We start from the raw sequence: 18941 nt of genomic DNA on the forward strand, positions 1-18941 counted from the left end.
GATGGGCACGGATGGCGTTCCGGTTCGGGGAGCCGTTGCGCGCCGCCGTGGGAAAGGCGATATTCGGCCCATGATCCGGATCACGCACCGCATATCCCTCGACGACGACGAGATCGAGGAGAGCTTCGTCCGGGCCTCGGGTCCCGGCGGCCAGCATGTCAACAAGACGGAGACCGCCGTCCAGCTGCGTTTCGACGTGCGCCGGTCGCCCAACCTGTCCGACGACGTGCGCATGCGGCTGGAGCGGCTGGCCGGGAACCGCCTGACCCAGGACGGCGTCCTGATCCTGGTCGCCGACCAGTACCGGAGCCAGCGGCGCAACCGAGACGCGGCGCTGGAGCGCCTGACCGAGCTGATCCGCGAAGCGTCGATCCCGCCGACCCCGCGGCGCCCCACGAAACCCACTTTCGGGTCCAAGCAGCGGCGCCTGGAGGCCAAGGGCCAGCGGTCCGCCGTGAAGCGGCTGCGCAGCAACCGCCACGACGATTAGCCGGGAACGGTCCGGAACGGCGTCGCCTTCGAGGGGGAGCCGGGAGGCGTCGGGAACTGTGCCAAGGCGGATGAATGTCATGATTCGTCATGATCGCGGGGTCACGCGAGCGGCTGGGGTGCCGCGCCGGGGGCGCCGGGCCACTGGTCCTGGGGGAGCAGGCGGTAGTCGGCGTCGAAGAAGAGATGTGCGTCGTCGGACGACTCGATCCGGGCCTTGAGGTCCTTGTCGTCCTTGTGGCGGCCGAGGATCAGCTTGAGGCAGCGGGAGTTCCGCTCGACCGCGGCGGCGTGGCGCTTGCGGGCCTCCTCCTTGAGGTTGCGCATGGGTTCGACCGGGGCGACGGCGGCCGGCGGCATGGGCGGGTCGAAGCCGACCAGTCCCGGGGCGTCGGGATCGGCGGGGAGGGTGCCGTCGTCCTCGTCCTCCGCCTCCGCCATGGCCGCGGCGATGGTCCCGGTGATGCCGGCGGCGTGCCTGCCGGCCTTGGGCGCCGGCGGGAGCAAGCCCCGGAAGCGGGCGATCTGGTCGGCGGCGCGCAGGGCGGCGGAATAGTTTTGCTTTTCCACGGCCTCGAACATGACGCGCTTGAGCACGGCGACCAGCTCGTCGGCCTCCTCCCGGCGGCGGCGGTCCTCCTCGGCGGCGAGCTCGACCACGCGGGCGGCGACGCAGCCGTCCTGCATCAGGCGCGACCCGGTCTGGCGGGCGCTGGCCCAGGCATAGCCGGAGAGCCGGGCGGCCTCGGCGAGGCTGCGGCCGGCGGAGACGTGGCGGGCGAAAGCTTCGTGCCGGCGTTGCAGGGCGGGGGTGGGAGTGCTGGCGGTGGCGGGCATGGCGGGGGCTCTCCGGGCAGATGGTGTAGGTATTTTATCCTTCGCTTCTGAGGATCTCAATCTTATGCTTGGCGGGATGGATGCGGCTTCAAAGGCAGTGCGGTAGGTCGGCCTTCGCCCGTCAGGGCGAACGCCGACGCCCTGCACCGGCGTTCCGGCCACGCTGTCGGCGTCGGCCTTCGGCCGAGGCCGACCTACGGCGAACCGTTCGAGATTATCACCGTGCCTTGACCGCAGGCGCGGAACGACATGAGTGAAAGGGGGCAGAGTGCCTTTCCCGCAGCGATTGCTCAAAGATTTCGGGAGCTCCGTATCGGCGGTCTGGTTCCCGGTGCGTCTTGGCTTAAGGAGCGGCAGCCGGATGGAACCAACTCTGACCCCGTTTCTCTCTGACCCCGTTTCTCTTTCTGATCGTTCTCATCGTCGCGGCGTGGGATCCGTCGTCCTCCCGCGGCTGCTGACGCCGGCCGATACGGGTGTCATGACGGAGGCCGGCGGGCTATCGTGGGCGGCGAGGAAACGGGAGACAAGGGAAGGCATGCCGAGCATGAGTTTCGCCGAGTACAGGAAGAATGATGCCGAAGCGCGTTTCACCGACTGGCTGAGGAGCGGGGCCGAGCCGCACTGGACGCGGATGACGACGCACCGGTTCGCCCGCGAGTTGGGCGAGGATACCCTGGACGATGCCGTCGCCGGGCGGTACCTGGTGCAGGACTACGCCTTCGTGAACAGCTTCGTCTCGCTGCTGGGAAGCGCCATCGCGGCGGCGCCGGCGATGCCGTCGAAGCGGCGGTTCGCCGGGTTCGCGGCGGCGGTCACGGCCGACGAGAACGATTTCTTCCTGCGGTCGTTCGAGGCGCTGGGAATTCCCGAAGGGACGTGGAAGACGCCCGAGCTGGGGCCGGTGACGCGGGACTTCATCGCCGTGCTGGAGGGGGCGGGGCGCAGCGGCAGCTATCCGCATATCCTCGCCGTGCTGGTCGCGGCGGAGTGGAGCTACCTGACCTGGGCGCAGGCGTGCCCGGCCCGGCGGCCGGAGCGGTTCTGGCTGACGGAGTGGATCGACCTGCACGCGATCCCGGAATTCGAGGCCTTCGTCACCTGGCTGCGCGAGGAGACGGACCGGGTCGGGATGGCGGCGGACGAGGGGACCGGGGCCGCCATGCGCGACAGCTTCCGGCGGATGATGGTGCTGGAGGAGGCGTTCTTCGACGCCGCTTACGGCGGGCAGGGACCCGCGACGAGCAGGGTCGCGAGCGCTTCCGCGAAGTCCCCGGACGAATAGGGCTTGAGCAGCCGGCGTACCTGGCGGAAGCGTTCGGGCAAGGCCTCGTCGGAGCTGAAGCCGGTGGCGAGCAGGAAGGGGATGCCGCGGGCGGCCAGGGCGTCGGCGACGTCCCACGACGGGGTTCCGTGGAGATCGATGTCGAGGATCGCGGCGTCGACCGTTTCGTCCCGGGCCAGCTTGAGCGCCGCAGGGATGCGGGCGGCCGGCCCGACCACCTCGCACCCGGCGGCATGGAGCATCTGTTCGACCTGCATCGCGACCAGGGCCGAATCCTCGACCAGCAGGATCCGGCGGGGACGCCGGGGCGCGACGGGGGCGGGGGCGCGCGGTTCGACATCCGGCGGCGAAGGGGTCGGGGACACGTCTATCACGTGCTCCTGCGGGATGCCGATGCGGCAGCGCACGCCTTCGGGATCGAAGTCGAGCCGGCTGGTCCCGTCCACCTCGTAGGCCAGGCTCTTCTCGATGACGATGCGGCCGAAGCCGCTGCGCGCCGGGGGCGCCACGGCGGGGCCGCCGCGTTCGGTCCAGTCGAGCGTGAAGACGCGGGCCTCGGCGGGATCGGCCACCGCCCAGCGTACCTCGACGGTGCCGGAGGGGGTCGAGAGCGAGCCGTACTTGGCGGCGTTGGTGACAAGCTCGTGGACGGCCATGCTGAGCGCCAGCGCCGCCTTGGGGCGCAGCAGGATCGGCGGTCCGTCGAGGCGCAGCCGGCCGGCGGCTCCGGGATCGTGGTGGGCGCGCATCTCCTCCTCCAGCAGGCTGCGCAGGTCGGCGCCCTCCCAGCGGCTGCGGGTCAGCAGGCTGTGGGCATAGGCCATCGCGCGGAGGCGCTGGCCGAAGGAGGCGGTGAAATCCTCCAACGCGGTGGAGCTTCCCCGATGCCCGGAGGCGGAGTACTGGACCAGCGCCTGGATGTTCGCGAGCGTGTTCTTGACCCGGTGGTCCAGCTCCGCGAGCAGCAGCTCCTGACGGCGCTGGGAAATCTCCCGCTCCTTCGCGATCTGGTCGACCCGCTGGAGCACGACTTCGAGCAGGGTGATGCGCAGGGTCCGGACCGCGGCGACCTCGGCCTCGGTCCAGGGTTGGGAGCGACCGCAGACCTCCTCCATCCAGGCCTCGAAGGAGCGGCGCGGCGAGAGCCGGCTGCCGGCGGCGGTCGCCTCCACCGGCTTGTTGGGATTGCCGGCCCAGGTGACCGTCCTGACGACTTCCGGCCGGAACCAGAAGATATAGTCGCGCGGGTTCCGCGAGACCGAGAGCACGAGCACGCCGGAGGCGATGCCGCGTATGTCGCGGCCGCCGGGCCAGACCTCGGAGAGGCGGTCGGTCTCCCACACCCCGTCCGACCGGGTCCGGCCGAGCCAGTCCGCCAGATCCCTGACGGTCGCCTCGTCCGGGGTGGTGCCGATCGAGGAGAAGCGGCCGTCGAGCCACAGCGCCACGCCGGAGCAGGGCACGTAATCCTGGAGGTTCGGCCTGTGGCGGATCAGACCTTCGGCCAGGTCGGGCGCGCGCGAGATCACGCCGACCAGCCGGTCGTGGACGTCGCGCATGCGCATGGAGTCCTCCAGCGTCTCGGCCTTGAGCTTGGCCTCCAGCTGGAAGGAGAACATCTGGGCGAACAATTCGCAGGCGGCCCGGACGCCGTGGGCCAGATAGCGCGGCTCGTCGTGGTGGCAGGCGACCAGCCCCCACAGCCGGTCGCCGTGCAGGATCGAGAGCGACATGGAAGCCCGCACGTTCATGTTGGCGAGATATTCCAGATGCAGGGGCGAGACGCTGCGGAGCGCGCAGTGCGACAGGTTGACCGGCCGGCCGGTCAGGGGGCTGAGCGGCGGGACCAGGGGAGTCGGCCGGTAGCGCGCGTCGGGGATCAGGCGCAGCCAGTTCCGGCGGTACAGCTCGCGCGCCTGGGCCGGAATGTCCGAGGCGGGATAGTGCAGGTCCAGGTAGGAACCGATGCCGTCGCGCCGGCTCTCGGCGAAGACATGGCCGCTGCCGTCCTGGTCGAAGCGGTAGATCATGACGCGGGCGAACCCGGTCACCCGCCGCACCTCCTCCGCGGCGCCCCGGCAGAAATCGCGGAGCGTGGCGGCACCCTGAACCGCGCCCATCATCGACTGCACCAGCCCGAGCGGGCCGCCGGGAGGCAGGGGTGCGGACCCGTCGACCGGCTCAAGCTCCACGACCAGGCCGGCTTCCCCGGCATGGACCGAGGCGTCGAATCGGCGGCCGGCGGCGGCCAGCTCGAAGCTGAACAGGTTCTCCGACCGGGGGACGCGGGTCGCCCTCGCCAGGATATCGCGGATCACCCCGATCGCGTCGGCGTTCACCAGCGAACCGAAGGGAATGCCGGCGAGATCGCCCGGAGCGGTGCCGAGCAGGGCTTCGGTCGGGCCGGCGGCCTGGAGGATGCACAGGGTTTCGGGGTGAAGGACGACCAGAACCCCGTGGGGCTGGATCGATCCCGGGATCTCGATCGGCTCGCGATCGCAGTTCGTCAGATCCACCGTTCCGAACGATGGACTTGATCCGATCATTTCCTTGCCCTCGAAATAAACATTCACCACGGTCACCATCGACGGAGCCATAGGGTCACAAAACCAAGTTATCAGATCCCGGAATGCTTTCAAAATCTTCAAGAAAGCAAGGTCGTCACTGCACGGCGGCGGCGTTCGCCAAGAGGCCGAAGAGCCCATCCGGCGTGTGGCTTAAGGCAGGGCAGATGTGGATTTGTTACCGAGGACGCGATTTTTTCAATCCAGCCATGAAGTGGGCCGAATCGCTGTCTTCCGTGTTATAGATCTGTTATCAACGGGGTCGATGGTCCTTGGTCAATATGCGATGCCGGTCCGAGTCACCGGGCCTAAGCACTTGAAAACCGGTCAGGAAATCTTATCTTCAGTCTGTTCGTCGAGGCTCTTGATGAGCCGTATTGGATCGACGGACTTTCCCGGAAATCCCGACCTATACCGGTTTGGCGCGCATCGACCCAGCACGGGGTGATTTTCAGAATCACCATCGGGGCGGGGCGATTTTGTCGTGTCGGGCGGGTTACGTCAGGGTGGGACATGTCGACGAAGAGGAGGCTCGACGAATGACATTGTTGAATATCGCGCAGGCCGGCGGCGGCATGGGCCGCTACCTGGACGAAGCGAAACGCTTTCCCATGCTGAACCCCGAGCAGGAGCGGGACTTGGCGGTCGCCTGGCGCGAGCGCGGCGACGAGGAAGCCCTGCGCCTGCTGACGGGCAGCCACCTGCGTCTGGTGATCAAGATCGCGCGCGGTTTCGCCGGTTACGGCCTGCCCGCGTCAGAGCTGATCGCCGAGGGCAACGTGGGCCTGATGCAGGCGGCCCAGAAGTTCGACCCCGACCGCGGCTTCCGATTCGCGACCTACGCGATCTGGTGGATCCGCGCGGCGATCCAGGAATACATCTTGCACAACTGGTCAATGGTCAAGATGGGCACCACGGCCGCCCAGAAGAAGCTTTTCTTCAACCTGCGCCGCCTGAAGGGCCGGATGGAGGAACTGGAGCAGGGCGACCTGTCGCCGGCCACGGTCACCACCATCGCGACCGAGCTGGACGTGCCGGAGACGGAGGTGGTCGAGATGAACCGCCGGCTGACCATGGGCGACAGTTCGCTGAACGCGGCCGTGGGGGCGGAAGGCGACACCGACTGGCTGGACCTGCTGTCGGACGACCGGCCGACCCAGGAATCGGTGGTCGCGGAGGCCGACGAGCTTGCGCTGAGGCGGCGCCTGCTGGGCCAGGCCCTGGAGAAGCTGAACGACCGCGAGCGGCAGATCCTGCTGGAACGCCGGCTGGCGGAAGAGCCGGCCACGCTGGAGGTGCTGGGCGAGCGCTACGCCGTGTCGCGCGAGCGGATCCGGCAGATCGAGGCGCGGGCGTTCGAGAAACTTCAGAAGGCGGTGCTGAACGCCGCCCAGGCCCTGCGCAAGCCCGCGGGCCAGCCGATGCTGGCCGCGGGCTGACCCGTACCTCAAGGGATACGGGCAATGGGCAAGGAGACCGGCCTCCCGGTCAGACGCGGACCGAAGAGGTGGTGAAGGCCTGGAACGCCGGTTGCTGGACGTAGTTCTGCAGGACGACGGCCGCCCCGACGGCCAGCACGACGGCGGTGAAGACGCCGAGAACGAAGGCTTTCATGGACTGTCTGCTCCCCGGATGACGCGGCGGGTGCGGATGCGCCTGCCGTGATTCCGATCATATGCCTCAAATGCGATCGCGGCAATCGGCGGAAAGTCGCGGCACGCGACCCGGGGGCCGAGTGTTGACGGGGTTCGACACATGAATCGACAGCCCTAGGAGTTCTCCCATGGTTTCCCTGGACGTCTATCGCGGGAAGAACCGCGTCCTGCTGGTCTTCGGCCCCTCGCCCGAGGATCCCCAGGTCCAGCACCAGCTGACCAGCGCCGCCGACAACAAGGACGATTTCGCCGACCGCGACCTGATCGTGCGGGCGCTGCCGGCGGGCGACCCGGAAGCGGCGGGTTTCCGGGAGCGCTACGGCGCGCCGGCCGAAGGGTTCACCGCGATCCTGATCGGCAAGGACGGTACCGAGAAGCTGCGCCGGAGCGAGCCGATCCTGGCTGGGGAGCTGTTCTCCACCATCGATTCGATGCCGATGCGTCAGGACGAGATGGAGCGGGGCGACTGAATTCGGCGGTGCCCCGCCGCGGGACTGTTGCTCCGGGGCGGGACTCCGGCTTAGGGTCCCGGCGGGCGACAACCGGGGCAAGGGCTTCCCGACATGACAGACATCCCCGCCGACCGCTCCGGTCCGCCGCGGCCCGGCACGTCCGATGGTAGGGGCAACGGTACGGGCAATGGTGCGGGCGGTGCCGGCCATGGCGTCGGCCTGGGAACGGCGTTCCGCGTCTGGCTGCGGATCGGCCTGCTGAGCTTCGGCGGGCCGGCCGGGCAGATAGCGTTGATGCACAGGATCCTGGTCGAGGAGCTGCGCTGGATCGGCGAGACCCGGTTCCTGCACGCCCTCAACTATTGCATGCTGCTGCCCGGGCCGGAGGCCCAGCAGCTCACCGTCTATATCGGCTGGCTGATGCACAGGACGGCGGGCGGGCTGATCGCCGGCATCCTGTTCGTGCTGCCCGGCGTCGTCTCGATCATGGCGCTGAGCGTGATCTATGCCGGATTCGGCACGGTGCCGCTGGTCGCGGCGGTGTTCTTCGGCCTGAAGGCGGCGGTGCTGGCGATCGTGCTCCAGGCGGTGGTCCGGCTGGGCGGCAGGGCGCTGAGGAACGGGGCGGCGCTGGGCATCGCGGCGGCGGCGTTCGCGGCCATCTTCCTGTTCGACGTGCCGTTCCCGCTGATCGTGCTGGGGGCGGGGCTGATCGGCCTGGCGGGCGGGCATTTCGGGTGGAAAGCCTTCGCGGGCGGAGGAGGCGGCCATGCCTCTGCCGGGGGGAGGACGGTCGCCGATGCCGAGTCGCTGCTGGGCGAGGAGATCCCGGCCCATGCCCGGCCGACCCTGGCGTGGTCGCTGAAGGTCGCCGCCGTGTGCCTCGCCCTGTGGCTCGGCCCGATCCTGGCGCTGGGGCTTGCGTTGGGGTGGGACGACGTGTTCACCCGGATCGCGCTGTTCTTCTCCAAGATGGCGGTGGTCACCTTCGGCGGCGCCTACGCCGTGCTGGCCTATGTCGCCCAGCAGGCGGTGGAGACCTATGGCTGGCTGCGGCCAGGGGAGATGCTGGACGGGCTGGGCATGGCGGAGACCACGCCGGGGCCGCTGATCATGGTGCTCCAGTTCGTGGGATTCATGGGCGCGTTCCGCGATCCGGGAAGCCTGCCGCCGATGCTGGCCGGCGTGCTGGCCGGGCTGCTGGCCACCTGGGTCACCTTCGTGCCCTGCTTCCTGTGGATCTTCCTGGGAGCGCCCTTCGTCGAGAAGCTGCGCGGCAACCGGGCCCTGGGCGCCGCGCTGGGCGCGATCACCGCCGCGGTGGTCGGGGTGATCCTGAACCTGGCGATCTGGTTCGCCTTGCACGTCCTGTTCCGGGAAGTGCGGGAGGTCCGGGTGGCCGGGATGACCGTGGACTGGCCGGTCCCGGCCTCCGTCGACGCGGCGGCGCTGCTGCTGAGCGCCGCCGCCCTTGTCGCGGTGTTCCGCTTCAAGGCCGGAGTGCTGACGGTGATCGGCGCGTGCGCCGCCGCCGGGCTGCTCCTGCACCTGGTCGGGTAAGACAGCCTTATTCGGCGGCGGCCTTGGCCTGATCGCGGTGGCGGCCCTCGGCGATCTCCTCGATCAGCTTGGCGCAGAAGGCCGGCAGGTCCTTCGGCGTGCGGCTGGTCACGAGACCCTTGTCGGTCACCACCTCTTCGTCCAGGACGTTCGCCCCGGCATTGGCCAGATCCTTGCGGATCGGCGCGACGGCGGTGAGCGTGCGGCCCTTGACCAGATCGGCGCTGATCAGGACCTGAGGGCCGTGGCAGATGGCGCCGACCGGCTTGCCGACGGTGAAGAAGGCACGGACGAACCGGAGCGCCGCCTCGTTGGTGCGCAGCTCGTCAGGATTGAACAGGCCGCCGGGGATCACGAGCGCGTCGTAGTCGTCGGGCCGCGCATCGTCGAGCAGGCGGTCCACGCCGACCTCGTCGCCCTTGTCCAAATGGCGGTAGCCGCGGATCGTGCCCTGTTCCGGGGAAACCACATGAACGGTGGCACCGGCTTCCTTCAGTGCTTTTTGCGGTTCGACCAGTTCAGCCTGCTCGAAGCCATGGGTGGCCAGAATAGCGACCGTGCGGCCTTCAATGGACTTCGGCATTTCATTCCTCCAGAGTAAATACAGGATCTTCATCGCCCCGGGAAATTACTTGGTATCCGCAGAGCGAATTAAAGGGGTTCGGGTCACGCTTCTGCATGACGTCGCTGACAACAGACTTGGCGTCTATCCCGTTCCAATCAACCCCGGGGGAAGTGCAAAAATGGATCAGGTCGTCCGATTCGCCGCCCAAGGCCAGACGGGCAGGTGCATTGTCGGGAAGCCGAAGCTACCATCCCGCCCGATTCAGCCGGATGGGTTTCGGGAGGGTGCGGGACGTCATGATGCTGCCGATCGGCGACGGCGCGCTGGACGCGCTGCTGGCCCAGGATGCGCCGGCGGGCGACCTGACCACCCATGCCCTGGGCATCGGGTCGCGCCCCGGCCGGATCACCTTCGCCGCCCGCTCCGACATGGTGCTGTGCTGCGCCGAGGAGGCCGCCCGCCTGCTGGAGCGCTGCGGCGTCCGGGCATCCCTGCGCCACGGGAGCGGCGAGCGGATCGCGGCGGGCACGGTCTTCCTGGAAGGGGAGGGGCCGGCCGGCGGCATCCACCTGGCCTGGAAGGTGGCCCAGACGCTGGTGGAATATGCCTCGGGCATCGCGACGCGGACTCGGCGGATCGTCGAGGCGGCGCGGGCGGCATCCCCCGGCATGGCGGTCGCCTGCACCCGCAAGAATTTTCCCGGCACCAAGGAGGTCAGCGTCAAGGCGGTGCTGGCCGGCGGTGCCCAGATGCACCGGCTGGGATTGTCGGAGACGATGCTGGTGTTTCCCGAGCACAGGGTCTTCCTGGACGGCGCGGCGGATTTCCAGGGCCTGAAGCGCCGGCATCCCGAGCGGAAGCTGGTGGTCGAGGTCGCCTCGGCCGCCGATGCCGTCGCCGCGGCGGAGGCCGGGGCCGACGTGCTTCAGCTGGAGAAGCTGGCGCCCGACGCGGTCGCCGAGGTCGTGCGCCGGGTGGCCGGGCTGGACCCGGTTCCGCTGGTCGCGGCGGCGGGCGGCATCACCGAGGCCAATGCCGCGGCCTATGCCGCGACCGGCTGCGCCGTGCTGGTGACCTCGGCGCCCTATTTCGCCGGGCCGGCCGACGTGCAGGTCGTCATCACCAGATCCGGAGATGCTTCATGAGGGTTGATCCATGACCGGCGGTTTCGGCTGGCTGGCGCTCGCCGCCGCCTTCCTGCTGGCGAGCCATTTCGGCGTCTCCAGCACCGGTGCGCGCGCCGCGCTGGTCCGGCGGATCGGCGAGCGGGCCTATACCGCCGTCTATTCGATCGTGGCGCTGGGGGCCATCGTCTGGCTGGTCCGGGCCTATGCCGCCGCTCCCTACGAGCCGGTGTGGTTCCCGTCGGCCTGGATGTGGTTCTTCCCGCTGGTCCTGATGCCGGTGGCGTTCCTGCTGCTGGTCGGCGGGGTCAGCACGCCGAACCCGACGGCGGTCGGGCAGGGCGCCTTGCTGGAGAAGGAACTGGGGCCGCGCGGCGTGCTGCGCATCACCCGCAATCCGGTGATGTGGGGGATCGGGCTGTGGGCGGTGTCGCACATGATACCGAACGGCGACTGGGCCTCCCTGCTGTTCTTCGGGACCCTGGCGGTGCTGGCGCTGCTGGGCTCGGTCCTGATCGACACCAAGAACGCTGTGCGCCGGGGGCTGACGTGGGAGCGCTGGACCGAGCTGAGTTCCAACGTCCCCTTCGCCGCGATCGTCCAGGGCCGCCAGAACCTCGCCGCCACCGTCCGCGAGATCGGCTGGATCCGGCTGGTCGTGGCGCTGGCGCTTTACGCGGGGTTCCTGCACGGCCACGCCTGGCTGTTCGGCGTGTCGCCGCTGCCGCCGATCTGAGGGCGGGCCGCCAGTATTCCGGCCGGAACGGATGATTCCTTCACTCATCTTCTGCGATGCGTTGGGCCACGGCCCAACGCATGGAATGAAATGCCCAGCCGGAATACTGGAAATCGTAGAGGCCGAGATGAGCAAAGTGCTTTTTGGCGAGGAAGGATCGATCAAGACTCTCGTGTCGGCCACGATCGATCGGCGGTCCCGCGGCAAAGGCGGCTTTGCTCCAGGTCGCCGTCCCAATCGATGGTGCCGTAAAGTGCGAGAGTCCTTTCCTCCCGCTTTTGCCGGACCAAGCGGCGAAGCGCTTCCGCCGGCCGCGGCCATTTGCGCCAGGACATCCGTCGAACTCCCCGGGCGCCTCAGACGCCCTTCGCCATGGCGCCCAGGCGGAGCCGCAGCGCGTTCAGCTTGATGAAGCCTTCCGCATCTTTCTGGTTGTAGACGGAGTCGGCCTCGAAGGTGACGTAGTCCAGGCGGTAGAGCGAGTTGGGGGACTTGCGGCCGACCACGCTGGCCTGGCCCTTGAACAGCTTGAGGCGGACCGTGCCATTGACCTGCTCCTGGGTCTTGTCGATCAGGGCCTGGATCGCCAGGCGCTCCGGGCTGAACCAGAAGCCATTGTAGATCAGCTCCGCGTAGCGGGGCATCATGTCGTCCTTGAGGTGCATGGCGCCCCGGTCGAGGGTGATGCTCTCGATGCCGCGGTGGGCGGCCAGCAGGATGGTGCCGCCGGGGGTCTCGTAGACGCCGCGGCTCTTCATGCCGACGAAGCGGTTCTCCACCAGGTCCAGGCGGCCGATGCCGTTCTGCCCGCCCAGCTCGTTCAGCCGGGTCAGCACCTGCGCCGGGGACAGGGCGGTGCCGTCGACCGCCACGGCGTCGCCGTGCCTGAACTCGATCTCGACATAGGTCGGGGTGTCCGGGGCCTTCTCCGGGGCGACCGAGCGGGTGAACATGTCCTCGTCCGGCTCGACCCAGGGGTCCTCCAGCGCCTTGCCCTCGTAGGAGATGTGCAGCAGGTTGGCGTCGGTGGAGTAGGGCGCCTCGCCGCGCTTGTCCTTGGCGATGGGGATCTGGTGCTGCTCGGCGTAGTCCAGCAGCTTGGTGCGGCTGTTCAGGTCCCACTGGCGCCAGGGGGCGATCACCTTGATGTCGGGCTTGAGGGCGTAGTAGCCCAGCTCGAACCGGACCTGGTCGTTGCCCTTGCCGGTGGCGCCGTGGGCGACGGCGTCGGCGCCGACCTCGTTGGCGATCTCGATCTGGCGCTTGGCGATCAGCGGCCGGGCGATCGAGGTGCCGAGCAGGTAGGTCCCCTCGTACAGGGTGTTGGCGCGGAACATCGGGAAGACGAAGTCGCGCACGAACTCCTCGCGCAGGTCGTCGATGTAGATCTGCTGGACGCCCATCATCTCGGCCTTCTTGCGGGCGGGCTCCAGCTCCTCGCCCTGGCCGATGTCGGCGGTGAAGGTCACCACCTCGCAGCGGTAGGTCTCCTGCAGCCAGCGCAGGATGACGGAGGTATCGAGGCCGCCGGAATAGGCCAGCACGATTTTCTTGATGTCGCCGCTCATGAGGGTGCCCGTACAGTCCGAGGGTAGAAAGCCGGCGCGACATTAGGGCCAACCGCGGCGGCCCGCAAGACCGCCCGCGGTCACGGGAACCGGAACGGGACGGCCGGAACAATCCCCGCCCCGGAGCGGTTGAACGGGAATGAAGACCTTCCTCGTCATCGCCGTGCTGGTCGCTCTGCTCGCGGCGGCCCTCGTCTTCGGCTTCGCGGGCTGGAACCTGGACGGCGCCGAGGTCGCGATCAGCGGCCACGGGCTGCTGGCCCTGCTGCTGGGCGGGCTGGGCACCCTGGCGCTGGGGGGAGGGCTGATGTTCCTGGTCTTCTACAGCAACCGGCGCGGCTATGACGACGCGGTGGACGACCGGGCGACACGCCGGGGCGACGGCGCCCGGAGCACCCGCACGCCGCACGGGTCATGGACCAGCTACGGGGCCGGCCATGGGACCGCCCATGGGACCGGCGGCGACCGGACCGATCAGGGCGATCCGCCGGGCTGAAGCGCCTTGCGCCGGGCTTCCTCGTAGCGGGGCCAGCGGACATAGGCGAACAGCCAGATCGCCAGCACGTTGAGGCCGGGCACCACCAGCAGCAGGACCCAGAGCGGCTTGATGCCGAGCCGGGCCAGCAGGAACGAGCCGGCGGCCAGGGTCCAGGTCAGCATGATGCCGATGACGATCAGCGACACGTTGGGATCGACGTCGCGGAAGAACGTCACCGTCTCGCTCAGATTGCCCATGCCGGCATCTCCTTCATGCGCTTCATGCCTTGGCCCGCTGGACCGTGCGGGGCTTCTTGCGCGGCTGGGCCGGCGGCTTGGGCGGCAGGGTCGGCCATTTGGAATGGAACAGCACCAGCAGCACCAGCAACTGGCCCAGCAGCGGGATCGCGACCGACACGAAGATCAGCAGCGACCAGACGGGATTGAGCCCGGCCCGGCGGAAGATCCGCCACAGCGGCCACAGCACCGCCGCGCTGAGCGCCAGGTTGAACCAGAACGGATCGAGAAAGTACTGCACGGCGATGATTCCAGCGGTGGCCTGCCCGGCGGCAGTGTCCGGGGCGGTGTCCGGCGTTGATCTAGGGCAAAACCCCCTAGAGGGAAAGGGCCGCTTCCTTCTCGGCCACCGCCAGGGCGACGGCGGCGCGGGCCGCCGCCTCTTCCGCCAGCCGGTCCGACGCGCGCTGCTTGACGCTGTCCGACTTCAGCTGGCCGCAGGCCGCCATGATGTCCTCGCCGCGCGGGGTCCGCACGGGGCTGGCATAGCCGGCATTGTTGACGTAGTCGCCGAACTTGCGGATCGCGGCGTCGGTCGAGCGCTCGAACGGGGCGCCGGGCCACGGGTTGAACGGGATCAGGTTGATCTTGGACGGGATGCCGTCGAGCAGCCGCACCAACTCCTTCGCGTCCGCCAGGCTGTCGTTGACGCCCTTCAGCATCACGTACTCGAAGGTGATCCGGCGGGCGTTGTTGATGCCGGGATAGGTCCGGCAGGCGTCCAGCAGCTCGGCGATCGGGTATTTCCGGTTCAGCGGGACGATGCGGTCGCGCAGCTCGTCGGTGACGGCGTGGAGGCTGACGGCGAGGTTGACGTTCAATTCCTCGCCGCAGCGCCGCATCATCGGCACGACGCCGGAGGTCGAGAGCGTGATCCTGCGCTTGGAGATCGCGATGCCTTCGCCGTCCATGACGATCTTCAGCGCCTTGGCGACGTTGTCGTAGTTATAAAGAGGCTCGCCCATGCCCATCATCACGATGTTGGACAGCATGCGCCCGTCCTTGGGCGCCGGCCACTCGCCCAGCCGGTCCCGGGCGTGCATGACCTGCCCGACGATCTCCGACGGTTCCAGGTTGCGGACCAGCCGCTGGGTCCCCGTGTGGCAGAACCGGCAGGTCAGCGTGCAGCCTACCTGGGACGACACGCACAAGGTGCCGCGGTCCTCCTCCGGTATGTGGACGGTCTCGAACTGCTGGCCGTCGGCCATGCGCAGCAGCCACTTGGCCGTGCCGTCCGACGATTTGAGGTCGCGGGTGACCTCGGGCCGGTCGATGAGGAAATGTTCCTCCAGCTGCTCGCGCACGGGCTTCGCCAGCGTCGTCATCACGTCGAACGACGTGGCGCCGCGATGATAGATCCAGTGCCAGATCTGGCGCGCGCGGAAAGCCGGCAGGCCGAGCGCGTCCAGCTCGGCGGCCAGCTCGACGCGGTCGAGCCCGATCAGATTACGGCGCCCGTCGGCCCTGGGGGCCGGCGGCGCGAACATGCTTGCATGACTTGAAACGCCCATGCGGCGCTACATGGGGCTTCGGCCCAGCGGTGTCAAATGCTGTATGGGCCGGCAGGCCTCCCGAATCAGCGCTTGACGTTGCACGCCTTGCTGATCGCCTCGTAGGCGGCCGAGGTGCCGGACAGGCTGTAGGTGTCGGTGGTCGCCGTGCCGCGGTTGGACGTGCCCTTGATGACCATGGCCGACCCGCTGCGGATCGCGTCGACCAGCGCCCGGTCCGTCTTCTCGTCGCGCGCCCAGGCGGTGTCGCCGTCGGTGAACAGGCGGAAGTTCTGGTTGCCGATCGAGACGATGGTCTCGCTCTTTTCCTTGTAGGTGTAACCGGTGGTCACGCTGACCACGTCCAGGCTCTTTTCCGCCGGACGGTGCGTGATCAGCACGTAGATGTCGCCGCGCTGCTTGTAATTCCCCTCGTCCTTCTTCGGCCGGCTCGACATGTAGCAGACCTTCTGGCCGCTCTCGTCGTACGAGAACGCGTTCCAGTCGTTGAACGAGCCGATCAACTGCGGTTCCGCGGCGGTGGCCGTGGTTCCGGAGGCGAGCGTCGCGAGGGCGAGGCAGAGGGCCGGGAGGAGGCCGGCTGACCGGAAGAATGGGATGAGGCTGATCATTGTGCAGGTGCGAAATGGTATCGGCATGGCGCCACACTATACAGGTTGAGGGAGGATTTCCAGCGCCCGTAGCGCCCAAATTAACCGTAGTAACCACTCTTGTGCGCAGGTGTTGGAAAAATTTCCGTTAACCGGGTGATCCGGCCCAGTAGGTCGCGCGTAGAAGTTCCCATGGACTGCGCATCTTCATTGCGGACGACGCCGATGGGCGGGGCACCCTGGGCCATCTGCGGGCTTGTCCTGGGGCGGGTATTCACCTTCAATAGGGGAATGCCGGATATTCCGCCCCTTGCCGCCGCCCAGGAGCGGTCGCTTGACGATCTTCTGGTCGCCGTCGCGTGCGACCGGGACCGGAAGGCGTTTTCCGAGCTGTTCCACAGGATCGCGCCCAAGGTCAAGGGCTACCTGCAGCGGCTCGGCGCCGGGCCGTCCCAGGCCGACGAGCTCGCGCAGGAGGTCATGCTGCTGGTCTGGCGCCGTGCCGAGGCCTTCGATCCGGCCCGTTCCGGTGCCGCCACCTGGATCTTCACCATCGCCCGCAACAAGCGGATAGACGCCATCCGGCGGGAGCGCCGGCCCGAGATCGATCCCGGCGACCCGGCCCTGGTTCCCGCCATAGTCCCCGACGCGCCGCCGAGCGCCGACCGGGCCATCGAATCGGTCGAGGACACCGCGCGCCTGCGGGCCGCCATCCTGAGACTGCCGGCCGAGCAGGCGGACCTGCTGCGGCTGGCCTATTTCGAGGACCAGCCCCACGCCGCGATCGCCGAGACGCGCGGCCTGCCGCTCGGGACCGTCAAGTCGCGGCTGCGCCTCGCCATGGGCCGCCTGCGCCGGGAACTGGAGGGCGGGCGATGATCCCGGTCCTCCGAAAACCGGTCCGGCATCCGCCGGCTCATCACCCCGACGACGCGCTGCTGGCCGGCTACGCGGCCGGATCCCTGGACGAGGCGACCGGCCTCGTGGTGGCCACCCACCTGGCGCTCTGCCCCGCGTGCCGCGACGCCGTCGCCCTGTTCGAAGCGGTCGGCGGCGCGCTGCTCGACGATGTCGAGCCGGCTCCCATGGCATCGGACGCGCTGCCGGCCCTGATGGCGCGGCTGGACCGCGAAGAAGCCGGCCGGCCGGCGCCTGCCGGAACTGCCGAACCCGCCCGCCTTTCCGATCCGGTGCTGCCCAGGCCGCTGCGCGACTATGTCGGGGGCGACCTGGACGCGGTGCGGTGGAAGCGGCTGATTCGCGGCATCGATCTGTACGACATACCGGTCGTATCGGCCGGCCGCGGGCGGATCAAGGCGCGGCTGATGCGGATCAAGGGCGGCGTCGCGGTGCCGCAGCACACCCATGAGGGGACCGAGCTGACCCTGGTCCTGGAGGGAGGCTTCAGCGATGGCTCGGGGCATTACCGGCGCGGCGACATCGCGTGTTCCGACGCCGAGGTGGACCACAAGCCGGTCGCCGACGAGGGCGCGGACTGCGTCTGCGTCACCCTGACCGACGCTCCGCTCCGGCTGACCGGCCCGCTGATGCGCCTCCTGAACCCGTTCGTGAGGTTCTGACCCGGCGCCGCGGGGATCGAAGCTCAGTGGTGCGGCTGGGCCAGGATGGCGTCGAGGTCGGCGGCGGTGAGGGTCGGCGCGTCGATGACGGCGTCCAGCCAGCGGTCGAGTTCGGCGACCGTCGCCGCGCGGATGCGGCGTCCGATCTCCTCGGACACCGCGACATGGCGGCGCTCGATCAGCCGGAGGAGCGCTTCCGCCCGGCCCTTGGCCTCGCCCTCTTCTCTGCCCTCGGCCCTGCCCTCCTCCAGGCCCTGGGCGAAGATCTCGCTGAGGTAGGGGTGTTCCTTGATGTTGAACTGGATCGCCATGGTCTCCAACTCCTCCTTGACGACCGGGGTCGCCCTGCGCAACTGGGACAGGATCAGCAGCTTGGCCGCGGCGTCCGCGCGCTCGCGCCGGGGCAGCGGGGCGAGGCGGGCGAGGATGCGGCGCACGCGCTCCCTAATATCGTCGCATCGGCACAGGATTGCCAGCACCGCGTCCTCCGGCGCCGGGCTGTCGAGCAGCGGCCCGGCGTCGAGGTCGGCGATGTAGCGCACCTCGTAGCGGAAGTTCAGGTTGGGATGGCGGATGCCGGGCGGGCCGTCCTCGCCGCGCTCGCCGAGATGGAGCACCAGCTGGGTCACCGGGGCGCCGCCATGGTGCCGGGAGATCAGGGCGTAGTATTCCAGCATGCGCCAGAGCATGTCCTCGCGGCCGACCTGGAATTCCATGTGGAAGAGGCCGCCGCCATCCAGCTCGGCGACCATGTCCGGGCGGCGCTGGCGCACCGTGGAGAACTCGGCCGACAGGAAGCTGGCGACCCGGTCGCCGGCCAGCATCCTCAGCAGGGCCGGGGCGCCGGCCCAGACCAATTCCTTGATCGTCGCGTCGTAGGTGTTCGCCATGCCCCCGCCCCTTGCCGCATGCCGGGGCATGCCCGGCGGGCAATCCATCGCGGTTCTGCACGCGTCGGTCCATGCGGTGCGGTGACGCGGGGCGGGCTTTCCAATTTTGGCCGCAGATGCACCCAGATTAAGAATCCTGGATCAGCGCCGGCGGGCAGCGAGCGTGCCCGAGGCCGGAACTCATCTGTGCTTATCTGCGTGCATCCGCGGCCCTATTCCTTGCGGGTCCGGTAGATCTGCTCGCCGTGGACATGTTCGGGGACCGCCTCGGTCGGGCCGCCGGCGCGGACCGGGCGCTCGGCGAAGCGGCCCAGGCTGATCATGCGGTCGTACATGACCAGGGCGCCGGCGACGCCGACATTGATGCAGAAGCGGGTCGGGATCCTGACTACGAACTCGCAGCGCTCGACCAGTTCCGGAGACAGGTTCCCGCGTTCGGGACCGAACACGTAGGCGGCGCGAAGCGGGTGGCGAAAGCTGGGGAGGTCGATCGAGCGGTCCAGCAGCTCGACGCCGATCAGTGCGCAGCCCTGGGGCAGGTCCAGCGATCCCAGGTCGGGATAGTGGTAGAGCGGCAGGTGGCTGCCGGCATCGGAAGTGTCGGAGACGCGGAGCTGGCGCTTGTCCAGCCGGGCGTCGATGGTGAAGGCGAAACTGGCGCCGAAGGCATGGGCCGACCTGACAAGGTTGCCCACGTTGAAGGCCTTGCTGACGCCCTCTACCCCGATTGCAAAATATCCACGCATGAGCGCACCTTGCAC

Annotated in this window: 21 protein-coding genes; 10 read left to right on the plus strand and 11 right to left on the minus strand. The window is 68.8% G+C overall.

Features of this window, described 5'->3' with window-relative positions; translation table 11 throughout:
- Positions 1–70: 70 nt before the first annotated feature.
- Positions 71–490: an alternative ribosome rescue aminoacyl-tRNA hydrolase ArfB gene (gene arfB, locus JL100_RS01505; RefSeq protein WP_202683935.1), complete on the plus strand. Its 420-nt coding sequence runs from the start codon at positions 71–73 to the stop codon at positions 488–490.
- Between the two features lie 101 nt (positions 491–591).
- Here the strand turns inward: arfB and JL100_RS01510 are convergent, their stop codons facing one another.
- Entirely contained in the window at positions 592–1326 is a 735-nt protein-coding gene (locus JL100_RS01510) for a terminase small subunit (protein ID WP_202683934.1), read from the minus strand.
- A 538-nt stretch (positions 1327–1864) separates the two neighbouring features.
- Here JL100_RS01510 and JL100_RS01515 point away from each other — a divergent pair.
- Complete coding sequence (locus JL100_RS01515; RefSeq protein ID WP_228421022.1) at positions 1865–2611, plus strand: TenA family protein; 747 nt, start codon at positions 1865–1867, stop codon at positions 2609–2611.
- Here JL100_RS01515 and JL100_RS01520 read toward each other — a convergent pair.
- Positions 2545–5208 carry an HWE histidine kinase domain-containing protein gene (locus tag JL100_RS01520; protein WP_202683933.1) on the minus strand — a complete coding sequence of 888 codons (2664 nt, stop codon included), beginning with the start codon at positions 5206–5208 and terminating at the stop codon, positions 2545–2547. The genes JL100_RS01515 and JL100_RS01520 overlap by 67 nt on opposite strands.
- A 506-nt stretch (positions 5209–5714) precedes the next feature.
- On the opposite strand from JL100_RS01520, the gene rpoH reads away from it, so the two are divergent.
- Positions 5715–6614 (plus strand): RNA polymerase sigma factor RpoH, encoded by a 900-nt coding sequence (gene rpoH / locus JL100_RS01525; protein WP_202683932.1) that lies wholly within the window; start codon positions 5715–5717, stop codon positions 6612–6614.
- A gap of 49 nt (positions 6615–6663) precedes the next feature.
- On the opposite strand, the gene JL100_RS36450 is transcribed toward rpoH, so the two are convergent.
- The gene (locus JL100_RS36450) at positions 6664–6789 is read right to left on the minus strand and encodes a hypothetical protein (protein ID WP_267133598.1); all 126 of its coding nucleotides are present in this window, start codon (positions 6787–6789) and stop codon (positions 6664–6666) included.
- A gap of 169 nt (positions 6790–6958) precedes the next feature.
- Here JL100_RS36450 and JL100_RS01530 point away from each other — a divergent pair, with 169 nt between their 5' ends.
- Together JL100_RS01530 and chrA are read left to right on the plus strand one after the other, a co-directional pair.
- Complete coding sequence (locus tag JL100_RS01530; RefSeq protein ID WP_202683931.1) at positions 6959–7300, plus strand: DUF4174 domain-containing protein; 342 nt, start codon at positions 6959–6961, stop codon at positions 7298–7300.
- Between the two features lie 93 nt (positions 7301–7393).
- Positions 7394–8842: a chromate efflux transporter gene (chrA, locus tag JL100_RS01535; protein WP_202683930.1), complete on the plus strand. Its 1449-nt coding sequence runs from the start codon at positions 7394–7396 to the stop codon at positions 8840–8842.
- Positions 8843–8849: 7 nt separating this feature from the next.
- Here chrA and JL100_RS01540 read toward each other — a convergent pair whose 3' ends face one another.
- Positions 8850–9425: a type 1 glutamine amidotransferase domain-containing protein gene (locus JL100_RS01540; RefSeq protein ID WP_202683929.1), complete on the minus strand. Its 576-nt coding sequence runs from the start codon at positions 9423–9425 to the stop codon at positions 8850–8852.
- Positions 9426–9703: 278 nt separating this feature from the next.
- On the opposite strand from JL100_RS01540, the gene modD reads away from it, so the two are divergent.
- Both modD and JL100_RS01550 read left to right on the plus strand, forming a co-directional pair.
- Entirely contained in the window at positions 9704–10552 is an 849-nt protein-coding gene (gene modD, locus JL100_RS01545; protein WP_323378374.1) for a ModD protein, read from the plus strand.
- Between the two features lie 10 nt (positions 10553–10562).
- On the plus strand, positions 10563–11267 hold the full coding sequence (locus tag JL100_RS01550; protein ID WP_202683928.1) for an NnrU family protein: 705 nt from the start codon (positions 10563–10565) through the stop codon (positions 11265–11267).
- 356 nt (positions 11268–11623) lie between these two features.
- On the opposite strand, the gene JL100_RS01555 is transcribed toward JL100_RS01550, so the two are convergent.
- A complete protein-coding gene (locus JL100_RS01555) occupies positions 11624–12835 on the minus strand; it encodes an argininosuccinate synthase (protein ID WP_202683927.1) in 1212 nt (403 codons plus the stop codon).
- A 139-nt stretch (positions 12836–12974) separates the two neighbouring features.
- Here JL100_RS01555 and JL100_RS01560 point away from each other — a divergent pair, with 139 nt between their 5' ends.
- A complete protein-coding gene (locus JL100_RS01560; protein WP_202683926.1) occupies positions 12975–13331 on the plus strand; it encodes a hypothetical protein in 357 nt (118 codons plus the stop codon).
- On the opposite strand, the gene JL100_RS01565 is transcribed toward JL100_RS01560, so the two are convergent.
- The 4 genes from JL100_RS01565 to JL100_RS01580 all read right to left on the minus strand — a co-directional run bounded on the left by JL100_RS01565 (position 13310) and on the right by JL100_RS01580 (position 15731).
- Complete coding sequence (locus JL100_RS01565) at positions 13310–13570, minus strand: hypothetical protein (RefSeq protein WP_202683925.1); 261 nt, start codon at positions 13568–13570, stop codon at positions 13310–13312. The two genes, JL100_RS01560 and JL100_RS01565, sit on opposite strands and share 22 nt — an antisense overlap.
- 22 nt (positions 13571–13592) lie before the next feature.
- Positions 13593–13850 carry a hypothetical protein gene (locus JL100_RS01570; protein ID WP_202683924.1) on the minus strand — a complete coding sequence of 86 codons (258 nt, stop codon included), beginning with the start codon at positions 13848–13850 and terminating at the stop codon, positions 13593–13595.
- Positions 13851–13926: 76 nt separating this feature from the next.
- Positions 13927–15120 carry a 23S rRNA (adenine(2503)-C(2))-methyltransferase RlmN gene (gene rlmN / locus JL100_RS01575; protein ID WP_202683923.1) on the minus strand — a complete coding sequence of 398 codons (1194 nt, stop codon included), beginning with the start codon at positions 15118–15120 and terminating at the stop codon, positions 13927–13929.
- Positions 15121–15185: 65 nt separating this feature from the next.
- On the minus strand, positions 15186–15731 hold the full coding sequence (locus tag JL100_RS01580; RefSeq protein ID WP_202683922.1) for an invasion associated locus B family protein: 546 nt from the start codon (positions 15729–15731) through the stop codon (positions 15186–15188).
- 270 nt (positions 15732–16001) lie between these two features.
- Here JL100_RS01580 and JL100_RS01585 point away from each other — a divergent pair, with 270 nt between their 5' ends.
- Both JL100_RS01585 and JL100_RS01590 read left to right on the plus strand, forming a co-directional pair.
- The gene (locus tag JL100_RS01585) at positions 16002–16589 is read left to right on the plus strand and encodes a sigma-70 family RNA polymerase sigma factor (protein ID WP_202683921.1); all 588 of its coding nucleotides are present in this window, start codon (positions 16002–16004) and stop codon (positions 16587–16589) included.
- Positions 16586–17290 (plus strand): ChrR family anti-sigma-E factor, encoded by a 705-nt coding sequence (locus JL100_RS01590; protein ID WP_202683920.1) that lies wholly within the window; start codon positions 16586–16588, stop codon positions 17288–17290. The genes JL100_RS01585 and JL100_RS01590 overlap by 4 nt, the downstream gene beginning before the upstream one ends.
- Before the next feature lie 23 nt (positions 17291–17313).
- Here JL100_RS01590 and JL100_RS01595 read toward each other — a convergent pair whose 3' ends face one another.
- Positions 17314–18180: an RpnC/YadD family protein gene (locus JL100_RS01595; RefSeq protein WP_202683919.1), complete on the minus strand. Its 867-nt coding sequence runs from the start codon at positions 18178–18180 to the stop codon at positions 17314–17316.
- Positions 18181–18392: 212 nt separating this feature from the next.
- Positions 18393–18926 carry an RNA methyltransferase gene (locus JL100_RS01600; protein WP_202683918.1) on the minus strand — a complete coding sequence of 178 codons (534 nt, stop codon included), beginning with the start codon at positions 18924–18926 and terminating at the stop codon, positions 18393–18395.
- Between the last annotated feature and the right edge of the window lie 15 nt (positions 18927–18941).

Source organism: Skermanella mucosa (assembly GCF_016765655.2).
Lineage (GTDB): Bacteria > Pseudomonadota > Alphaproteobacteria > Azospirillales > Azospirillaceae > Skermanella > Skermanella mucosa.

Coding starts and splice junctions, on each gene's coding strand:
- arfB (WP_202683935.1), top strand. CDS start 71: ATGATCCGGATCACGCACCGCATATCCCTCGACGACGACGAGATCGAG.
- JL100_RS01510 (WP_202683934.1), bottom strand. CDS start 1,326: ATGCCCGCCACCGCCAGCACTCCCACCCCCGCCCTGCAACGCCGGCAC.
- JL100_RS01515 (WP_228421022.1), top strand. CDS start 1,865: ATGCCGAGCATGAGTTTCGCCGAGTACAGGAAGAATGATGCCGAAGCG.
- JL100_RS01520 (WP_202683933.1), bottom strand. CDS start 5,208: ATGGCTCCGTCGATGGTGACCGTGGTGAATGTTTATTTCGAGGGCAAG.
- rpoH (WP_202683932.1), top strand. CDS start 5,715: ATGACATTGTTGAATATCGCGCAGGCCGGCGGCGGCATGGGCCGCTAC.
- JL100_RS36450 (WP_267133598.1), bottom strand. CDS start 6,789: ATGAAAGCCTTCGTTCTCGGCGTCTTCACCGCCGTCGTGCTGGCCGTC.
- JL100_RS01530 (WP_202683931.1), top strand. CDS start 6,959: ATGGTTTCCCTGGACGTCTATCGCGGGAAGAACCGCGTCCTGCTGGTC.
- chrA (WP_202683930.1), top strand. CDS start 7,394: ATGACAGACATCCCCGCCGACCGCTCCGGTCCGCCGCGGCCCGGCACG.
- JL100_RS01540 (WP_202683929.1), bottom strand. CDS start 9,425: ATGCCGAAGTCCATTGAAGGCCGCACGGTCGCTATTCTGGCCACCCAT.
- modD (WP_323378374.1), top strand. CDS start 9,704: ATGATGCTGCCGATCGGCGACGGCGCGCTGGACGCGCTGCTGGCCCAG.
- JL100_RS01550 (WP_202683928.1), top strand. CDS start 10,563: ATGACCGGCGGTTTCGGCTGGCTGGCGCTCGCCGCCGCCTTCCTGCTG.
- JL100_RS01555 (WP_202683927.1), bottom strand. CDS start 12,835: ATGAGCGGCGACATCAAGAAAATCGTGCTGGCCTATTCCGGCGGCCTC.
- JL100_RS01560 (WP_202683926.1), top strand. CDS start 12,975: ATGAAGACCTTCCTCGTCATCGCCGTGCTGGTCGCTCTGCTCGCGGCG.
- JL100_RS01565 (WP_202683925.1), bottom strand. CDS start 13,570: ATGGGCAATCTGAGCGAGACGGTGACGTTCTTCCGCGACGTCGATCCC.
- rlmN (WP_202683923.1), bottom strand. CDS start 15,120: ATGGGCGTTTCAAGTCATGCAAGCATGTTCGCGCCGCCGGCCCCCAGG.
- JL100_RS01580 (WP_202683922.1), bottom strand. CDS start 15,731: ATGATCAGCCTCATCCCATTCTTCCGGTCAGCCGGCCTCCTCCCGGCC.
- JL100_RS01585 (WP_202683921.1), top strand. CDS start 16,002: ATGCCGGATATTCCGCCCCTTGCCGCCGCCCAGGAGCGGTCGCTTGAC.
- JL100_RS01590 (WP_202683920.1), top strand. CDS start 16,586: ATGATCCCGGTCCTCCGAAAACCGGTCCGGCATCCGCCGGCTCATCAC.
- JL100_RS01595 (WP_202683919.1), bottom strand. CDS start 18,180: ATGGCGAACACCTACGACGCGACGATCAAGGAATTGGTCTGGGCCGGC.
- JL100_RS01600 (WP_202683918.1), bottom strand. CDS start 18,926: ATGCGTGGATATTTTGCAATCGGGGTAGAGGGCGTCAGCAAGGCCTTC.